The 19488-nt window shown below is 35.8% G+C and carries 15 protein-coding genes and 1 pseudogene; 6 read left to right on the forward strand and 10 right to left on the reverse strand.

Features of this window, described 5'->3' with window-relative positions; translation table 11 throughout:
* Window positions 1–68: 68 nt before the first annotated feature.
* The gene (locus tag M886_RS00395) at window positions 69–1223 is read right to left on the reverse strand and encodes a glycosyltransferase family 4 protein (RefSeq protein WP_048050453.1); all 1155 of its coding nucleotides are present in this window, start codon (window positions 1221–1223) and stop codon (window positions 69–71) included.
* 90 nt (window positions 1224–1313) lie between these two features.
* Between M886_RS00395 and M886_RS00400 the strand changes: the two genes are divergently transcribed.
* The 3 genes from M886_RS00400 (at window position 1314) to M886_RS17430 (ending at window position 4616) form a co-directional block, all read left to right on the forward strand.
* Window positions 1314–2471, forward strand: a complete 1158-nt coding sequence (locus tag M886_RS00400) for a glycosyltransferase family 4 protein (protein WP_048050454.1) — start codon at window positions 1314–1316, stop codon at window positions 2469–2471.
* Between the two features lie 72 nt (window positions 2472–2543).
* Complete coding sequence (locus M886_RS00405) at window positions 2544–3599, forward strand: glycosyltransferase family 4 protein (protein ID WP_048050455.1); 1056 nt, start codon at window positions 2544–2546, stop codon at window positions 3597–3599.
* Between the two features lie 180 nt (window positions 3600–3779).
* The gene (locus M886_RS17430; RefSeq protein WP_084685023.1) at window positions 3780–4616 is read left to right on the forward strand and encodes a glycosyltransferase family 2 protein; all 837 of its coding nucleotides are present in this window, start codon (window positions 3780–3782) and stop codon (window positions 4614–4616) included.
* Window positions 4617–4868: 252 nt separating this feature from the next.
* Here the strand turns inward: M886_RS17430 and M886_RS00415 are convergent, their stop codons facing one another.
* From M886_RS00415 to M886_RS00435, 6 genes and pseudogenes are all read right to left on the reverse strand, one after another.
* Complete coding sequence (locus M886_RS00415; RefSeq protein ID WP_048050456.1) at window positions 4869–6059, reverse strand: glycosyltransferase family 4 protein; 1191 nt, start codon at window positions 6057–6059, stop codon at window positions 4869–4871.
* Window positions 6060–6418: 359 nt separating this feature from the next.
* Window positions 6419–7255 carry a glycosyltransferase family 2 protein gene (locus tag M886_RS00420; protein WP_053228859.1) on the reverse strand — a complete coding sequence of 279 codons (837 nt, stop codon included), beginning with the start codon at window positions 7253–7255 and terminating at the stop codon, window positions 6419–6421.
* Between the two features lie 71 nt (window positions 7256–7326).
* Window positions 7327–8778 (reverse strand): flippase, encoded by a 1452-nt coding sequence (locus M886_RS00425; protein ID WP_235203835.1) that lies wholly within the window; start codon window positions 8776–8778, stop codon window positions 7327–7329.
* A 473-nt stretch (window positions 8779–9251) separates the two neighbouring features.
* Window positions 9252–10172 (reverse strand): annotated as a pseudogene (locus M886_RS17585) (IS5 family transposase).
* Window positions 10173–10536: 364 nt separating this feature from the next.
* Entirely contained in the window at window positions 10537–11412 is an 876-nt protein-coding gene (locus tag M886_RS00430; protein ID WP_048050458.1) for an alpha-1,2-fucosyltransferase, read from the reverse strand.
* Between the two features lie 754 nt (window positions 11413–12166).
* The gene (locus M886_RS00435; protein ID WP_200880710.1) at window positions 12167–12898 is read right to left on the reverse strand and encodes a DUF268 domain-containing protein; all 732 of its coding nucleotides are present in this window, start codon (window positions 12896–12898) and stop codon (window positions 12167–12169) included.
* 914 nt (window positions 12899–13812) lie between these two features.
* Here M886_RS00435 and M886_RS00440 point away from each other — a divergent pair.
* From M886_RS00440 to M886_RS00450, 3 genes are all read left to right on the forward strand, one after another.
* The gene (locus M886_RS00440) at window positions 13813–14004 is read left to right on the forward strand and encodes a hypothetical protein (protein ID WP_048050460.1); all 192 of its coding nucleotides are present in this window, start codon (window positions 13813–13815) and stop codon (window positions 14002–14004) included.
* Between the two features lie 336 nt (window positions 14005–14340).
* Window positions 14341–14766, forward strand: a complete 426-nt coding sequence (locus M886_RS00445; RefSeq protein ID WP_152557977.1) for a hypothetical protein — start codon at window positions 14341–14343, stop codon at window positions 14764–14766.
* A gap of 251 nt (window positions 14767–15017) precedes the next feature.
* Window positions 15018–15839: an IS5 family transposase gene (locus tag M886_RS00450; RefSeq protein ID WP_048051603.1), complete on the forward strand. Its 822-nt coding sequence runs from the start codon at window positions 15018–15020 to the stop codon at window positions 15837–15839.
* Between the two features lie 8 nt (window positions 15840–15847).
* On the opposite strand, the gene fcl is transcribed toward M886_RS00450, so the two are convergent.
* From fcl to M886_RS00465, 3 genes are all read right to left on the reverse strand, one after another.
* Entirely contained in the window at window positions 15848–16789 is a 942-nt protein-coding gene (gene fcl, locus M886_RS00455) for a GDP-L-fucose synthase (RefSeq protein WP_048050461.1), read from the reverse strand.
* 17 nt (window positions 16790–16806) lie between these two features.
* The gene (gene gmd / locus M886_RS00460) at window positions 16807–17862 is read right to left on the reverse strand and encodes a GDP-mannose 4,6-dehydratase (protein ID WP_048050462.1); all 1056 of its coding nucleotides are present in this window, start codon (window positions 17860–17862) and stop codon (window positions 16807–16809) included.
* A gap of 90 nt (window positions 17863–17952) precedes the next feature.
* Window positions 17953–19320, reverse strand: a complete 1368-nt coding sequence (locus M886_RS00465) for a mannose-1-phosphate guanylyltransferase/mannose-6-phosphate isomerase (RefSeq protein WP_048050463.1) — start codon at window positions 19318–19320, stop codon at window positions 17953–17955.
* Window positions 19321–19488: the final 168 nt, after the last annotated feature.

A 19488-nucleotide genomic window follows, 5' to 3' on the forward strand; every position in this document is an offset into this window, starting at 1 on the left:
ATAATTTCAATTTTCTCACCGTAAAACTGATTAAAATGGCTTCAGAGATGCACCAACAGAAGAAAAAATTAAATGGATTGTGTTAATTCAATGTAACAGTTTATAATTTTATCCCATTTTTGGTCCGGAGCTTCATAATACTCCCCTGTCCCTAGAAGGCTCAGGACAGCTCTCCTGATGGATTCGACATCTCCGGGAGGGACAAAAAAAGTACCTTCATACCCTGCCATTGATTCTTTCAGGCCGCCAACTTCAGAGACTACCACCGGTTTTCCAAAAGACATAGCAATATGGGCAATCCCACTCTGGGAAGCCCTCAGGTAGGGCAGAACCACCACATCTGCAGCGCTGAAATAAATATTTACCCTATCATCAGGAACGTACTCATCTATAAGCGTAATTTTATCGTGTGCTGGAGACGCATTAATCTGGTCAAACAGTTCTTTTCGGTCTTCCCAGATTTCTCCGACGATCAATAGCCTGCTTTTTTCAAGGATTTCGGGAGGAAGCTGCTCAAAGGCTCTTATAAGGTAGGGAGTCCCTTTGTACTTTCGGATCAAACCAAATGATAGAATCACAAACTCTTCATTTATCAAGAGATTCTTTTTTGCTTCCTTTGTGTCGAGCAATTCTCCATACTGGTCATAAAGCCCGTGTGGGATTACATGGATTTTTTCAGGGGCAATTGTATATCTTTCTGCAACAAGCTGTTTATCGGATTCCGAATGGGTAATATATGCATCAAGGTTTTTGCGAAGGAGTTTTCCCGTTATTTTCGAATATAAACGGATAGGAAGTATGGACTCTTCAAAGGGATCCACGACTTCATGAAATTCGATTATAATTTTTGGTTTATTTGACATGCCTGCAAATATCTTTAACAGGAGCTGCATATGGGCAACTGAGGAGGTCCACCACTGCAAAATTATGACATCAGGTTTCTGTTCTTTAATGAAATTATATGCCCTGAGCCACGTCAGGGGGTTATTATAGTCCATTCCATCAAAAACAGGAATTCCGGATGAAAAGTTCAGGTTAGAAATATCTTTTCCGACGTGAGACTTTCCGGGAAAAAGAAAGGTTGGCAACAATTGCCTGAAGCAGATAACAGAAACATTTTTTTCCGAATGCATTGCATTTGCCAGACGAATAGTATAATAACTGATTCCACTTAAAAAACGCTTGGAAGGTCCGACTATGCAAATGCTTCTGCTGGATGCCATCTATCTTAACTATCACATTATCTTTATATTAAGCTAATGCATTACTCCTTATAATTACTACCTATAAACACTATTCAAAGAGGTTTATTCTTGAAAATAGCCCAGATCTGTCCTCGTTATTCTCCTGATATCGGAGGAGTGGAAACACATGTCAAGGAGATTAACGAGAGGCTGGTCAGGGCAGGGCATGATGTTGAGATTATAACAACAGACCCAACCGGAAAACTAAACAGAAGAGAAATAATAAATGGGGTAAAGGTCATCAGGTTCAGGTCTTTTGCCCCCGGAAATGCATACTACTTTGCCCCTCAGATCTATTTTTATCTTAAAAAGCACAATTTTGATGTGATTCATGCACACAGCTATCACGCTCTTCCTGCTTTATTTGCAGCTCTTGGAAAACGTGGAAGAAGGTTTGTATTTACACCTCATTACCACAGGAGCGGGCATACTGCGTTTAGAAACCTTCTTCATAAGCCGTACAGGCTCTTTGGAAAAGTTATATTTTCAAGGGCAGATTCCGTAATATGCGTATCAGAGTACGAAAAAAGGCTAGTTGAGGCTGATTTTAGAGTTGAAGGAAAAACTGTAAAAATTCCAAATGGGATAAGCTTTGAAGAGTTTGAACACCTGCGAACCCGGCAGAAGGGCGAGAGTGTTGAAAGGAAAGCTGGTGAAGAAGCAACTGGTGAAAAGCAGATAGGAAAAGACAAGGTTGGAAAAGAAAAAATTCTCCTGTATGTGGGCCGCCTGGAAGAGTATAAAGGAGTGCAGTATATAATTCAAAGCCTGCCTGAACTGAAAGATTTCAGGTTAAGGGTTGTTGGAAAGGGACCCTATGAAGAAGAGCTCCGAAATATGGCAAAAAAACTGGGGGTGGCTGAAAGGGTCGAGTGGTTGAAAAATCTCTCAAGAGAAGAGCTTCTCGAATGTTATGCATCAGCTGATATTTTTTTAATGCTCTCCTCCCATGAAGCATATGGAATAACGGTTGCTGAGGCACTGGCTGCAGGGACTTCCTGTGTGGTTGCGAAAGGGAGTGCACTTGAGGAATTTGTTGATGGGGAAAATTGCGCGGGGATTGAGAATCCTGTAACAGTAGAAAAAGTGATTGATTCGCTTCAAAAAATTGAGATATTTAAAAGAGAACCGGTTTCTGGGAGATTAAAGGGAATAATGGACTGGAATGAAGTATCAGCTAGAATAGAAAAAGAGTACATAAAGCAAAGTAATAAGACAAATCATTAAAGACAAATCATTAATTTTTTCGTTAAAAGAAACATTTGCAGAATTATTCCTGAATTTTTGGGGAATTTAGATATGGAAATTGATTATATAAACGGCCTGAAAACAGACGAAATATTCGGGATGTCAAAATATCAAAGTGAAATCAATAGCAGGCTAGGGAACATCAAATTAAATAGGATTGAATATCCGGACATATCAAAGACACCTGGGGTTAATAAAATTGTTGAATACTTTGCATATCCATTCATTGTAAAGAAAGAAGTAATTAAGAATAACGTTAAGCATGTGACCCGCCAAGATCTTGCATTTCTTCTCGAGCTAATAGATTTAAAAAAAACAATTGTTACCTGCCATGATATTATACCTGTTGCATACTATCATACCCAAAACCCCATATGGAAACTTAACGCAAAAGGATTGAGAAAAGCAGAAAAAATAATTACCGTATCCGAATTTTCTAAAAACGATATTATTAAACATATAAGATATCCAGAAGATAAGATAGAGATTATACCTCCTGCTGTAGACCACAATTTATACTATCAAAATCGAAATAAGTCAATTTTGAAAAAGTATGGGATAAAAGAAGATGAAAAGGTAATCCTGTATGTCGGAGCGGAGGAACCAAGAAAAAATATTCAAGTTTTAATAAGTTCATTCAATAAATTAAAAAGTAAAATCCCACAGATAAAATTGTTGAAAGTAGGAACGCCAAATTACCTGGGAGTAAGAGAAAAACTCCTGAAGCAAATAGAGTCCCTGAATTTACAGAAGGATGTTATCTTTGCAGGGTATGTGCCAGAGAGTGAATTAGCAAAAATATACAATGCTGTTGACTTATTTGTATTTCCATCTTTGTATGAGGGTTTTGGAATACCCCCTCTCGAAGCTATGGCTTGCGGGACCCCGGTAATAACATCAAACAGCTCTTCACTGCCTGAAGTTGTGGGAGATGCTGCTATAATTATAGACCCATACGACGCAAATAAATTTGCTGAAAAAATGTATGAGCTATTAACGAATGAGGGACTCCGAGAAGAAATGACCAGAAAAGGACTTGAAAGATCAAAAATATTTAGCTGGAAAGATTCGGCAAAAAAAACGTTAAAAGTATACAAAGAATTATGACACAGTTTTATAAAATAATTTTTAAGGAAAAACTTGGTTTTAGTCTTTGAGGTAGTTAGCCATAACACACTGAAACAACGATGAAATAATGCATATAGAAAGAGAACTTATTCCGGCGAAAGATGGGGTTTTGACATTATTGTTATAATTATTTTAGTCCGAAAAATTGGTGAATAATTTATGAGCAAAAGACCACTAGTATCAATAATTTTACCGACATACAATAGGGCATCCATTCTTGGAGTCTGTGTCGAATCGGTCTTAAACCAGTTATACACCAGCTGGGAACTTTTGATTTCGGATGATTGTTCAACTGACAATACAGAGGATGTCATAAAACATTATATGACCCGTGATTCCAGAATAAAAGGTATAATTAATGAACACAACTTAGGACTTCCACGTAACAGAAATAAAGCCCTATCAGCAGCTGCAGGGCAATTAGTGTTTTTCATTGAAGATGATCTGGTTTTACATCAAGACTGTTTAGAGAGACTTGTCAGCACTTACAGTTCACTTGAAATACATGATATTGTTATCGTTCCGAGATTGATAGAAAATACAGATCCAGATGAAGAAGCTGTCAGGCATAATATACCATTTTATGTAAACAGATTCACTGGTGAGATCTTCAACAATTACGGGATGGACTCTGGAAGTGTTTTAGAAGTAAATATGGGACACGCTTGTTGTTTATACCCGAGGGATCAGTTACAGGGTATAGGTGGGTATGAAGAAAAAGCCTATAAGGGCACATACTGCCGTGAGGAAAGTGACCTGAACATGCGGCTCATTAACAAGGGATTTAAGTTTTACTTCCAACCGGCTGCAGTAGCAGATCATAACAGAGTCAGCACAGGTGGTTGCAGGCTATCCGGACGCTTGAGACAGACTTACTACTATGCCAGAAACCATATAGTCTTCTTACTAAGGAACTTCGGGATTAGGTCAACGTATATGACACCATGTTTCCTGATAGTATTAAGCCGCAGAATACTCATTAATAATTTCTTTTGAAGACTACCTAAACTAATCTTCAGACTGAAAACAATTTTTTTACAATGATCAATTGATGTTATAAGGTTTTTCTTCATAGTACTTTTTTCTATTGTAGGACTTACGCGGTTGAACCGAAAAACCAACGGCGTTAAACCTTCAACCGTCTAAACAATAGCTTCAACAACAATGTCTATTGTTCTTGATTTTGAACCTCAAGTGCGTAAGTCCTATATTGGATATTTTTTGTTATATTTTCAAAAATTGAAGCAGTTATCTTCCCCAGACTAGCTTTTTATATTTTGAACAGAATTTTTCACAATTAAAGTTTATTTTTGCATATTCATAAGCTTTAGCAGAAATCCTATCCACCAAAAGTTTATTTGAGACAAGTTCACTTATAACGTCACACATTTCATTTACAACTTGATCTTCGCTTTCGTTTTTTATAAGAAAACCGTTGTACCCATCATGAATATGTTCTGAAATACCCCCTACATCAGTGCTTATAGTTACAACGCCATGGGCCATTGCTTCCATTATAACTAAAGGAAAACCTTCATACTTCGATACGAGTAGCAATATATCAGAATTATTGTATATTTCCGAGATCCTTTTTTCGTCTACAATCTCTCCTAAAAAATTACAATATTTCCTATACTCATGGGGAATTGAATTTATAATATCTCCAACTAAAGTAAATTCAACTGGCATTTCTTTTTGATGACAGATGAGGGAAATTTTTCCTATAAGATGTACTCGTTTTTCTTCCGAACCACGACCTACGTACAGGATTCTTAAAGTAGATCCATTAATTTTCTTGCTAATTTTTTCTGGAACATGTACACAGTTTTCGATTAAAAAAATCCTTTCACTCATTTTTTCATTAATCCCATTTGAATGATATTGGTTCTTCAGGTCACTCAATGTCCGTGTATTAATAACAACTCTTTTTTCTAATCTGTTAACATACGGAAGGCTGAAGTTTTCAATTCCACCACCAAAAGCGTGTATGAGATCCATACAGCGGATCTGAGGATCTAAATATGGAAGTAGCCTGTAAAAAAGTAGATTATTGCATCCAAATACTATGCAATTTTTCTTACTATTGAAAATTGTGAACAATACACCGACCCAAAAGTAAATCAAGAGTGGGTTATTTAAATAACCAAGATTAAATATTTTAGCGTTTTGCATAAATTGCTTTTTTAATGCTGAATTTGTTGATTTATCCGCAAAAAACACTATCGGATCATATTCTTTAAGGCAGCCAGTAATTTTTAGATGAACTTTCTCGGCTCCTCCTATATGGTAAAACGGAAAAAGGAGAAAAAGCTGTGACTTAAAAAATGGAATAAAAAATGAGCCTACGAATTTACCAGCTAGTATAAGAGGTTTCTCTATATATGGGAGGAGTTTATGTAGAAAATATCTCGTGCACTTATATAGAATATCTTCTGCCAAAAAATAGACCCTCAGATCAATATAGCTTTTAATTTTACCCTATTCTAAGATATTTAAGTCTAATCCCTTATTTTTTAAATTTGGATACTTCTTATTACCTATTCATATTATAGATTTGGGTAAATTTTACGTATTAATACATTTCTTTATTGCACTATATTTATCAACAGATAAAAGAAGTTAATGTTATATAACATAACTTTTTGATATATGAGCTATACTTTTAAGAGCTTAACGGATTACTAACTTGGATTAGACGTAGACTAAGCAAATATTCGAGGTCTTTTCTAGATAATTATATTTAAAAGTTGAAAGCATAAGGATTACTAACCAATCATTTTATGATCTGCTTGTATAATTTATTTTAAAAATTTATTTTTTACTAGTGACCGTAAATTTCCAACAAATTTATTCAACAACTTTTGAATATAGGCGTAGAAAAGTAACTTTTTTGCAAGACCAATATATTTTTTATTAGTTTTATTGAAATTTTTATCTTCAGCCCATAAAACGAAATCTTTCAAAACGTTAACTCTTATCTCCCAATAGGGAGGACAAAAAGCCCTTATACTGGTTTGAGGCTCATCCCTATATATTAATAAAGGTTCATTTAAGAAAGCAAAATTAGTCAATGTAGTGACACGTAGCCACAATGCATAGTCTTCCCCTATTTTCAATGATCTATCTTCAGGAAATCCTCCACATTTTACTAAAATGTCTTTCTTAATCAAAACCGAACTACAGATTACATAATTATCACTAGTAATTAAGGGAAAAGATATCAAATCTCCAGAGATGTTCCCATTAAGTATCGTCCCTTGATATCCTTGAGAAGGTATGTATCTTATTGCATCAGAGCATACAGCACTGCATCCCATTTTATTAACATGTTCCAGTTGTTTTTCAAGTTTATCCGGCAACCATTCATCATCGCTATCCAAAAAAGCTAACCAATCTCCCTTACTTGCTTTAATTCCTCTATTTCTGGGAATCGATGCAAGCCCATCACGTCCTCCTTCTATCCATACCACACGGGAGTCATGAATTGAATTAACAATTTTTTGATCCGGAGAACCGTCAACTCCACACACCAAAATTTCGAGAGGAGGAAAAGTTTGGTTTAAGGCGCTTGAAATAGCTTTACCAAGTGTTTCTGCCCTATTCCAAGTTGGAATAATAACACTGATTTTAATCATTTTTTCCACCTTTCTTATTCAAATAATAAATTCTTAAAGAAATAATACAGCGACTGTATACAGATATCGATTCATAGCCATTTCGGCCAAATATATCCTATACCCACTTTCTCTACAATATTTCTCATTTCATCACAGACATTTCTATCCAGTTTCAATATCAAAAAACCATACACAGTCCCCCCTAAAGCAACTGCAAGCAATGTAAGCCATATGTTAGAGGGTGGCAAAATCAAACGGTAAAAACCAACAACTGCTCCCATTATAACCGAAGAAACCAGGATATTCGAGAGAGAACCTACCTCCAGACGGATTGTTATATATTTTGATAAGGCTCTCCACGCAAGTAGGGCATTTAATGCTAACGATACTAGAGTCGCAATGGCTGCACCATTTATACCCATGAGCTGAATAAGTATTATATTGAGAAGAATATTTGCTCCAACCCCCACTGCCGTAGCTTTAAAGGATTCTTGCGGACGATCAAGGGCATCTAAGTACATTGTGAAAAAGTACTGAAATATATTAATTACCTGTACAATAAGCAATACTACAAGGGCTTGATAGCCACTAGCAAAATCTGCACCATAGAAGAAGCCCAATAGATGATCTCCAAGCAATATCCCACCAACTAGTACTGGAAGTGCGAGCAGTAATGAATAGCTTATTGCTCGACCTAAAGACTTTTCTATAAGGGAAATTTCATTGATTTTACCCCACTGGCTGACTCTTGGCCAGAGTGTGCTTCTTAATGCATATGAACTGAATGTAGCAATTGCTGTGAATTGGAGGACTATCCTATAGATTCCTACATCTTCAGTATTCATGAAATACCCAATAAGCACAGTATCTGCCTGTGAAAATACAAGCGCTCCCCCAGACGTTAAAAATAACCAGAACGAGAATGCAAATAAGCTTTTTATATGCTCCCATTTGAAATGTGCGAAGTGTAAATCAAAAAAGCGATATTCGACTATCGCTGCCCCTATCATTCCAGCTATCATTCCGCCAGCAAGCCCTGCGGTTTCATATCCAAGATATACTGCTGGGATCTGAAATAAAATACGTAAAATATTGCTTATGCCTTCACAAGTATTGCGTATCCCCATTCTCCCCTTGCCAGCAACTCCACTAGAAATAGGGCCTGAGACCATTGAGACTAATAATGCCACAAGTAGCCAGAGAAACGTTCCTGATTCATTAAGTTCTGAAAAATAGTCCATAAAAACAAGTAAAGCCAGTATTCCAGCTATTGTAAACGTTAATCTCAAGACAAAGTACGCACTAAAATACGCATCAGAATTTTCTCCTTCACTAATGCGCTTAATTGCAGCTCCCCCAAATCCTCCATCAGTAACCATATTAATAAGAGTGAAATATGCAAAAAAGAGGAAATAAGAGCCCAGAACTGCAGCACCTACTGTGCGTGCAAAGTACATAGTACTAAGGAAGCCTATAGCTGTAAATGCGATCTGCCAGAATAATGAAATTATGCTCTGGCGCTGGATAGGATCTATTTTCAAAATATTTGAGAAAATAGTGGTTATATTAAGCATAGTCCGAAAAATCCATTATATTCGCAGTATTATTCATAGAATTTCATTGATGGCAGTTCAGTACATTTTTGATTTATTTATTATCGATAAAAAATTAGTCCCACCCCTTAAACTAATTAATCCTGCATCTTAATTTTGAAATAAATGGCATCTTCTTCAGCTATCAAAAACTAACATGGTTTATTAAAACCATTCTTTTAAATAAGATTTATAGGCTTTTACAACTAACCTCTTTCCAGAAAAAAATTAATTAACATATTGTAAATTTTCATTTATTTTCCTCTATCCTGTATTAAAAATATACTTAAATTAATGTGATTTTTGCTCTGTAGAAATCCTTAATTATATGTAAATTATTCCCACAACATTTTTATCGACAGTGTAACATAAGTTCTGTAAACTCACAAATCTCAAGAAGTTATTGAGTAGAAAATTCCACATCAGAAGATCAACTTTCCCATAATACACAAAAACTTGACTTCAAATTTACAGCAAATTTGCGACACTGCCTTTTTATCTATATGATACACTAACAGTTTAATTTTTATTTCTTTGACTTGACTATAGAACTTTCTTGCCCTTAGTAATTCTCCAAACTTCCTTTTGACAACAGAGAACGTTGTTTCTGCTATATTTCTTTTGTTGTATTTTATTTTATCAAAGGTTAAATATAGCTGTTTTCTATATTTCCCCTTTATTTTATTCCTTTTTCTTATTCTTAAAGGTATAATTGAATCTGCTTTTATTTCTTTTATGATAAGAGCATGAATTTTTTCAGGACCATATCCTTATCCATTACATAAAATTCCGATTTTCTTAACTTTTTTGATTGTCTTATCAGAGTTTTTGCATGCTTGACATCATGATCATCTTTTTGCCTGATTTTCCATCCTAATATTACTTTTTTATCAGTGTCTACTGATGTTGAAGTTTTAAGGAAGCTCTGGAGGAGCTTCCCTGTTCTTCTAGAATAATAATGACTTGCATGTGAACTCGTAAATCTAGTTACATCAATTACTGTAATAAAAGCATTTTCTCCATATGAATAAAATAGTTTAGAGTTTTTGATAGAATTAGGTAAAAAAATGAAGAGGGGATTCTGGGCACAAACTTTTGAAGAGTAGTATAATGAGGAATGTTATTAAGGTCAAGTTTTTCCTTTTTAGTGCTCATAATGTTAACAAGTTCTACAAGATCACGATAGTTTGTGCTTATATATACTCATTCAGTAAAACAAGAACAAGTAGCTGATGCTGAGTATAAACACGTTTAGAATATTTATAGGAGTAAAGGTTCAGTCTGGAAGACTGAACCGTCTTAAGACTTAGATCAATAAATTTAATATACTTATTTAATAACAAGAGTGATTGTTCCTCGTTTTTTGTGGGGACAAAAAATAAGGAGCATGTTCAAAATTCTTTGGATGAAAATGTAGCTAAGAGGAGTCTGCAGAACCGTGATTTTCACAAATCAATTAGTTACATTTACTGCCACTTATAATGACATAAATTTAAAGAGATTTGGTAAGTATTTGAATATATTTTAAACTAAGAATTATACAACCAATTATATTCGATACTAGGACTTCAACAGTTTAAAATAAGAATCCGAAAATAAGAATCCGGATTCAGCGAGTTCTCAGTGGCAAATATACTTACTTCTATCAATAGATTTGCTATAAGAAGGAGACTATGCTGCCTATTACTATCTCAGGACCCCAGCATGTTACATTTTATTCCAATAATCTAGATATAGATCTTTTGTATCTAATGTATTAACATTGAACCATTTCCTTGGAGCAATTACTACCTTTTCTTCACTTTTTGATAACCACGCTCCCCACCAGCTAAATGAACTGTTTGCGATAATGTGATGTTTACATGTGCTTATCAGCCTCATATCTTCATAATTTTTATCACCGTTATGTTTGATGTAGGTTACCGGCGAATCCGTTTTGATATTTTCGCTTGCCCAGTCTGGATCATCGGAAAAAACAAAGAAGTAAGGATTGTCTATTTTTTCAAGCATTAGTCTCATTGCCCTTTGATAATATTCAAGGCCAAGGAAGCCATGATACTGACTGGTTGTAGGGTTGGAAACGTAATCTCCTCTTCTGATATGTATACTCACTGACTCACATTCTGTGATTTCTTTCATAATAGATTCATTTATTGGATCTGGGCGGTTTTTAACAGTGAAATCCTTTTTGATTATTTTTTTTATATCAGAAAAATATTTTTCACTCTGCCAATAGCCATCAAGATATATATTATCCCCCATATTTAGAATCTCTTGCTGGAAATTGAATGTCTTTTCTTTTATATATTGTATTTGTTGAATTCCTTTGAGTTTTACACCTATATGTTTTCCAACTTTACTAATTAACCTGTCTGATGGAAGGACAACTCCCGAGAGATCATTTGATGTGGCAATATTTTCCAGTATATTAAAACAACTTAGGTCATAATTTCGAAGTTTATAATCATTAAACCCTTGTATATCAAGCTTTAATGTGCTGTTGTTCTTAACTGCAAGCTGTCGACCTAAGGCATATTGAAACATTTGATTGCCAAGACCGCCAATTAGTCTAACAATTATCATTTTTTTCTCCAAAACTTTTATCTTATGATATCAAAACAAGCTTATTATATACAATCATTTATATGCCCAATACGCGCATTCTAGTGGTTCTTCTAAAACTCAGACATTAATGACATTAAAAAGTGATTTAGTATCGGAGCCTTAACTGGAGTAAAAGGCAAAGCCCTTATGTTGTGGTGATATCTTAAAGGAAATGATCAATCTGACTGAAAGGCTTTAACATGCTGACCTAAATAATCCAAAGAAGTGACTTTTAAGGGGTAAGCTAATTTTCAATTTAGATCATTTAATAGTTATTGTGTAAACATGTAAAAGCATTTTGCAGGAGGTACATATTTTCTATCAATTTTACGGATAGATTTATAGTCCACAAAGTAAAATATTTTAAAACATTAACCCATAACTTCCAAAAGAAGATAAAAACTCTTATGCTGGTTTAAGGTTCGTCCATATATATTAACAACAATTCATGAAAAGCAAAATTTGTAAATGTAGCTATTCAAAGCTATAAAGCATAATTCGAACCCACTTTTAATGCTTGTCTTCTAAAAAATCATTATTTCTCTATAATTCTCTTCTAACTAAAAATAAACTGTAAATGAGCTGATCCCAAAACTCAATATAAGTTTCTGAATTTCAAATTCCTGATAACAGATAGAGTTTCTGCTGCTGGTAAATAATTGTGAAGCTCCTGCCTATTGAGAATCAGATTAATATTGGGAATAGCTCAATAATATAATTACTAAAAAGAATATTACTTACATTCGGATATTTTTTTCAAAAACCAGAAACACCCACACCCATATGTACATTTATTTGCCATTTCTTCAGTTGCGTCAAGTATAATCCCATCTGATGATGGATAATCAGGTATCAGTGCAAACTCAATAAGCTCTAAGTCGTTAAAATGTTCAATTATCTGTTTATAGGTATATATTCTATGAGCATTGAACATTATCTTTGGTTTATTCCCTATTGGGACAACAAATAATAAATTTCCTTCAAATGCAAGTACTCGTTTAAGTTCAGCAATCGCTTTGAGATCCCCATCTGGATCTAATGAGTCACCATATCTACCAAGTCCAATATGTTCTGCAGTATGCATACAGGACAAAGATTCAACACTATTTGAGGCAAATGGGAGAGATAAAATATTAGCAGATCCGGAGGAAAGATTAGAAAGTTTCAGATCTGCTGGTCTATAATCATAAAACTTTACGGGAACAAATGCTGAGAGAATGGAGCAGAAATGAAGTGTTGAAGAGATATCAACATGAACTGCTGGCTTTATTTTTATAATAGCCCTCGCCGCCCATGCCGGATGATAAATATAATGCGAATCAAATGGTGTAGTGTCACTGTTGTCATAAAGGCAGGGATATCGGTCTCTCCAATTGATAGAGAAACGGGTACTGTATTTAGATAATGCCCAAAAATTTTTATAATCAATTATATAATTAATTATTTTTTTTACCTTAGTAATCATTTGCCACGCCATTCTCCTTCAGATACAATTCTTCCATGGTTTAGACTGTTTTAACTCCCTTACGTGGATCATCCTAAAATAATCAAGTAGGAAGAAAACAAATTCCTTATTGAAATCCTTAAGGATTTCTCATTCTATATCTAATAGATAGTATTTATACTATATTCAAACTAAGGCTTTACTACTTTTTGGCTTTTATCGGAGTTTATCTCACCGATACCACAATAAATGTGGTAAATCCAAATGAAACTTTGATTTTAGATGCTTTTAGAATATGTTTTAGATAAAATATCAACTTCTTATTCCATAATCGAGACCAATAAACCTGATCTTTTAGCTATTCAGTATGAGGAGTAACTTAATTTCACTTTTATGGTTAGAAATATTGTGGAAGATTTTTACTTCATAAATACATTACCTGAAATATGTTAAACTAATAAATTCAATTGTATAAATCCTTTCATTAAGAAAGTCTTTGAAATCTTGTTTTTTCGAAATTTGGTCGTGTCTCCAAATCATTGACTTAATTTTATATAATTTTGAATCTATTATTATTTGGGGGTAGTGAAATCACTTCTGAAATCGATTTTTCACAATTTTTTTGCTGGAACAAAGATTGTCCTGATTATGGATAGGACTTACTCAGTTGAACTGAGAAATCAATAGCAATAAACCCTCAACTGTATAAAACATAAATTTAACCATAAAGCCATTTGAATTTGGTTTTTACCGCAAGTGCGTAAGTCCTATATGGAATTAAAAATCAGGGGAATATAACCTTTAAAGAGAGATATGGTAAAAATAATCATGTTCTTCTTAAATGTAAAACCTGTAATCGTTGCTTTAGTGAAACAAAAGGTACGGTATTTTTTGGACTTAATACTTCCGAGGAAGAAGTTCAAAGAGCCCTAGCTATGCTTCCTGAAAAAGAAAGTATTCGTGGAGTTGCAAGAGCTACTGGGCATGATAAAGACACAATTTGTAGATGGCTCGAAATTGCAGGAACTCATCCAAAAGAAGTTACAGATTATTTCCTCATAAACCTTAATCTTAAGAGAGTAGAGGTTGATGAGATCTGGTCATATATAAAAAGCAAAAAAATGTGACTGAAGAGGATTCTGAAGAGTATGGTGATGTATACTCACTTACAGCAATCAAAAGTGACTCGAGATTGGTCCTTTTCCATCATGAAGGAAAACGTAGTACAGAGGATGCTATAGAGTTATTTAACGGAGTTTAGAAGATACGTTCTGCATCTTCTCCTATTCCTGTATTTACCGCGGATGATTGGGATGCCTTTGAAGAAGGGCTTATAAATGTTTATGGTAAAATCGAGTTACCACATTACAAAGGTATTGGGAGAAGACCACTACCGAGACTGGTTCCGCTTGACGACTTAAAATATGTCAAGACACTAAAGAAAAAGGTAAAGAACTACGTAGTTGAAACAATTCGACGTATCATTTTTGGAGATCTTAAGGAAATATTCGAAATTAAAGAAAAAGGTAAAGAACTACGTAGTTGAAACAATTCAACGTATCATTTTTGGAGATCTTAAGGAAATATTCGAAATGCTTGGAGCCAAGTCAGACAACTACATTGGCACTTCATATGCAGAAAGGATAAATTTTACGATCAGGACATCTCTTGCAAGATTTATAAGAAAGGGGATGAATTTCAGTAAAACAATGAAGATGCATCAGAAAGCTTTTGATTTATTCCAGGCATGGTATAACCTTATAAAACCTCATAAGTCCCTAAGATTAGAAATAAACTCTGGAAATAGAAAAGGGTTCCAAAGAACTCCAGCAATGGAAGAAGGGATAACTGATCACATATGGAATTTAAAGGAATTACTGACGTTTTGAGTGTCTGTTCAATAACTTGGGGACACGACCAAATAATATAATAATCAATATATTCAAAACAGAAACTCTAATATTACTGGTAATTGTCGGACAGCCTGTAAAGGATGGAGTATTCGTGACCCTGTGCACTCCCTTAGTAATAAAACAATTAAAATTAATATTTTTCAGATAAGAAAGTTAAGCGAATGCCTATGTAGACTTAGAGCCTATCCGAAAAGTATTTGGATTACGATAAATGGTAATTTGTGGTAGTGACAAAACGAAAAACGGTACCCGACTACAAGATCTCTATTGAATTCTGGAATAAAATAAAACCATTACTACCACTGCCCAAACCGAAAAAGAAGCTTGGAAGACCTCGAGAAGATGATTGGAAAATCTTGAGCGGTATTTTTTATGTCCTTCGTACAGGCTGCCAATGGAAAGCATTACCAAGATGTTATGGAGCGCCAAGTACCGTCCATGATCGATTCCAAGAGTGGCAGAAAGATGGATTATTTAAAAGAATGTGGCAAGCTGGTCTGCTGGATTATGATAATGAAAAAGGTTTAGAGTGGGAGTGGCAAGCAATTGATGGAGCTATGACAAAAGCACCATTAGGTGGAGCTGGAACTGGGGCTAATCCTACTGATCGTGGCAAAAAAGGCACAAAAAGAAGTATATTAACTGACGCAAAAGGCATACCACTTTCTGTTATCGTGGATGGAGCTAATCGTCACGATAAAATGCTTGTAAAAAAGACATTGGATGCTATAATTTTTGAAAGACCTTCTCTAGACGACGGAATTCAAAATATCTGTATGGATAAGGGATATGATTATCCTGATATCAGAGAATTGGTTAAAGATTATGGTTATACTGCCCATATTCGGAGCCGGGGAGAAGAAAACATAAGAAAAAAAGAGATACCACGTTACAGAGCAAGAAGATGGGTAGTGGAAAGAACACATTCATGGCTAAATAGATTGAGAAGGCTGCTTATTAGATGGGAAAAGAAAATTGAAAAATACATGGCTAAGCTACATTTAGCATGTGCATGCATAACATTCAGAGCAACGGGACTTTTCGGATAGGCACTTAGTTATTCACTTATATGATTTTGATACCATTCATAAGTTTGTTCAATCCCGGTTCTCAATAAGATTTTAGCGCTCCATCCAAGTGAGCTCAATTTTGTAATATCAAGCAGCTTCTGTGGAGTACCGTCAGGCTTTGAAAGATCCTTTTTAATTGAACCTTTAAACCCTACAATCTCTTTAATCAATTCGGCTAATTCACCTATTGTAATATCTTTCCCTACCCCAATATTGACAAATTCTCCGATATTATCTGTATTAAAATTTTCCATTAAATAAACACAGGCATCAGCCATATCATCTACATGAAGAAATTCCCTATATGGTTTTCCTGTACCCCATATTATAACTTCAGGCTCATTATTCACCTTAGCATCATGAAATTTCCTAATTAGCGCAGGCATTACGTGTGAAGTCTCAAGGTCAAAATTGTCGTTAGGCCCATAAAGATTAGTTGGCATTACCGAAATGAAATTAGTTCTATATTGCTGATTGTAATGTTTGCATAGCCTGATACCTGCAATTTTTGCAATTGCATAGGCTTCATTTGTTTCTTCAAGAGGGCCGGTCAATAGATATTCTTCTTTGAGAGGTTGGGGAGCGAGTTTAGGATAAATACAGGAAGAGCCCAGGAAAAGCAGTTTTCTTACGCCGTATTTGTAGGAAGCATGAATAACATTTGCTTCAATCATGAGGTTTTGATAAATGAATTCAGCAGGATAAGTATTATTGGCAAGAATTCCACCAACTTTTGCAGCGGCTAAAAAAACATACTCCGGCTTTTCTCGTTCAAAAAACTCATTAACAGCCTGCTGATTAGTGAGATCAAGCTCTCGATGAGTTCGCAAAGTAAGATTTGAGTAATCTTTTGACTCAAGTTTTCTTTTCAGAGCTGAACCTACAAGACCTCGGTGGCCAGCCACATAAATTTTTGACCTTTTATCCATGTGATCACCATTGAACTTTACTCAAAAGTGTGATTTTCCTGTACAGCTTTCTCGTCGGCCGTTATCATGATTTTTACCAGCTCTTCCAGTTTTACTTTTGGTTTCCAGCCAAGTTTTTCCTTTGCTTTTGAGGGGTCTCCAATTAGTAAATCTACTTCCGTAGGTCTATAATATCTGGGATCTATTTCTACCAGAACTTTACCTGTACTGGAATCAATTCCGACTTCATCGCTACCTTTGCCTTTCCACAAAATCTCGATCCCTACTTCCTTAAAAGCTAATTCCGTAAATTCCCTTACCGAGTGAGTCTCTCCTGTAGCAATAACAAAGTCGTCTGGATTTTCCTGCTGGAGGATCAGCCACATTGCTTCCACATAATCCTTTGCAAATCCCCAATCCCTTTTGGCATCAAGATTTCCAAGGTAAAGCTTCTCCTGAAGTCCATGCTTTATTTTTGTGGCTGCCATAGTGATCTTTCTGGTAACGAATGTTTCTCCCCGAATAGGAGATTCGTGATTGAACAAAATTCCATTACATGCAAAAATGCCGTAGGCTTCCCGATAGTTAACCGTAATCCAGTAAGCGTATAGTTTAGCCGCTGCATAAGGGCTTCTTGGATAGAAGGGAGTAGTTTCTTTCTGAGGGATATCCTGGACTTTTCCGTAAAGTTCACTGGTTGAAGCCTGGTATAATTTCGTTTTTTTCTCCATGCCAAGGATTCGAATAGCCTCCAGAAGACGTAATGTGCCAAGTCCATCGGAATTTGCTGTGTATTCAGGGGTCTCAAAAGACACCTGCACATGGCTTTGAGCGGCAAGGTTGTAAATTTCATCAGGCTGAACTTCCTGAATTATCCTGATAAGGTTAGTAGAATCCGTAAGATCGCCGTAATGCATAAAAAAATTTACATTTCGCTCATGGGGGTCTTTATAAAGATGGTCAACTCTTGCGGTATTGAATGAAGAGGATCTACGTTTGATCCCGTGTACAACATATCCTTTGTTAAGGAGAAATTCCGCTAAGTAAGCCCCATCCTGGCCCGTTATTCCGGTAATTAAGGCTGTTTTAGTCATTTTATACCCTGATAACTATGTATTAAAATATTTAATGTTTACTTAAGAACAATCAACTGTTTAATTAATCTTAGCATGAGTCTAATAGGCTCATCTTCTCCCATACACATCATCAAACCTGACAATATCCTCTTCATCCACAAGCTCTCCCAGCTGCACCTCGATAATTTCAAGAGGGAGCTTTCCGGGATTCGACAGCCTGTGTTTTTGTCCGGCACGGATAAATGTGCTTTCTCCAGGTCCCAGGAAAAACTGCTTTCCATCAACTTCCACGCATGCCATACCTTTTACGACCACCCAGTGTTCGCTCCTGTGGTAATGTAATTGAAGGCTCAGCTTATGGTCTGAGAGCACGGTGATATTCTTAATTTTGTGCCCGGGAGAGGCATCGAGCAATGTATATGACCCCCATGGCCTGTAAACTGTCTGTCCTATAAACGCCCGTTCGTCTTTTCTGCCTTTCAGCTCGGAAACTATTTCTTTTACTTTCTGGCTGCTGGATTTGGGGCATATTAACAGGGCATCACTTGTATCAACGACAACCATATCCTTAACATCAATCAAAGAAACAATTTTGCCGCATCTCGAATACACCAGGTTCCCGTCGGAGTTAAGAAGCATCGGGTCACAATCATGGATGACATTTCCTACAGAATCCTTTTCGAGCTCATCATAAATTGCTGCAAAATTTCCAAGGTCGCTCCATTTATGATCCAGCCTTACAACCGCAACCTTATCGGATTTCTCCATTATGCCGTAGTCGATGGAGATGTTATCCACACATTCGTAAATTTGATTAATATCTCCTTCTTTCTCAAAGCAGCCATAAACTGAAGGAGCATGTTTTCTGGCTTCTTCAAAAAAGAGCCTGGTCTCAAAAAGGAACATCCCGCTGTTCCACAGGCACCCTTCCTCAATGTATTTTTTTGCGGTTTCAAAATCAGGCTTTTCCCTGAATTCTGAGACCCTGTAGCCCGGACTGCATGCCTCTGAAGCTTTGATGTAGCCATACCCGGTATGAGGGAAGGTAGGAACAACCCCAAAAGTGACGAGATAATCCGAAGCCAGATTTTCAGCTGAAGAAATTGTCGCCATTGCAGTCCTGTCAAGGACATGGTCTGAGGAGAATACTCCTACAATAGAATCCCCGAATTTTTTTTCGATTTCTTTCATCCCAAAGAAAATTGCAGGAAGCGTGTTCTTGCCTTCAGGCTCTATCAGTATATTCTCAGGAGGAATTGAATACCCTGCCTCTTTGATCTGCCCAATGACGAAAAACTTCTGGGCTTCATTGGTTACGACAAAGATTTCAGAGATGTCCGAAACCTCAAGACATCGCAGTACCGTCTCCTGAAAAAGTGAAGTTTCCCCGAATTTTAAAAATTGTTTGGGATACATTTCCCGGCTGAGAGGCCAGAGCCTTGTCCCTGAACCACCTGCAAGAATTATCGACTTAATCCTGTCATCTCCTTTAGATGTTGATAAAATCTATCCAATTAAGTATACCCCACTCTATATTAATATATAGATTGTTCTGAAGTAGCGAAAATTTCAAGATAATTTAATGGGACAAAAATATCAAATCAGATACGAATACCTGAAAAATATAATTCATCAAGCATTATA

Source organism: Methanosarcina soligelidi, assembly GCF_000744315.1.
GTDB classification, from domain to species: domain Archaea; phylum Halobacteriota; class Methanosarcinia; order Methanosarcinales; family Methanosarcinaceae; genus Methanosarcina; species Methanosarcina mazei.

Coding starts and splice junctions, on each gene's coding strand:
- fcl (WP_048050461.1), bottom strand. CDS start 16,789: ATGGATAAAAGGTCAAAAATTTATGTGGCTGGCCACCGAGGTCTTGTA.
- M886_RS00430 (WP_048050458.1), bottom strand. CDS start 11,412: ATGATAATTGTTAGACTAATTGGCGGTCTTGGCAATCAAATGTTTCAA.
- M886_RS00420 (WP_053228859.1), bottom strand. CDS start 7,255: ATGATTAAAATCAGTGTTATTATTCCAACTTGGAATAGGGCAGAAACA.
- gmd (WP_048050462.1), bottom strand. CDS start 17,862: ATGACTAAAACAGCCTTAATTACCGGAATAACGGGCCAGGATGGGGCT.
- M886_RS00440 (WP_048050460.1), top strand. CDS start 13,813: ATGCTTCCTGAAAAAGAAAGTATTCGTGGAGTTGCAAGAGCTACTGGG.
- M886_RS00405 (WP_048050455.1), top strand. CDS start 2,544: ATGGAAATTGATTATATAAACGGCCTGAAAACAGACGAAATATTCGGG.
- M886_RS17430 (WP_084685023.1), top strand. CDS start 3,780: ATGAGCAAAAGACCACTAGTATCAATAATTTTACCGACATACAATAGG.
- M886_RS00395 (WP_048050453.1), bottom strand. CDS start 1,223: ATGGCATCCAGCAGAAGCATTTGCATAGTCGGACCTTCCAAGCGTTTT.
- M886_RS00435 (WP_200880710.1), bottom strand. CDS start 12,898: ATGATTACTAAGGTAAAAAAAATAATTAATTATATAATTGATTATAAA.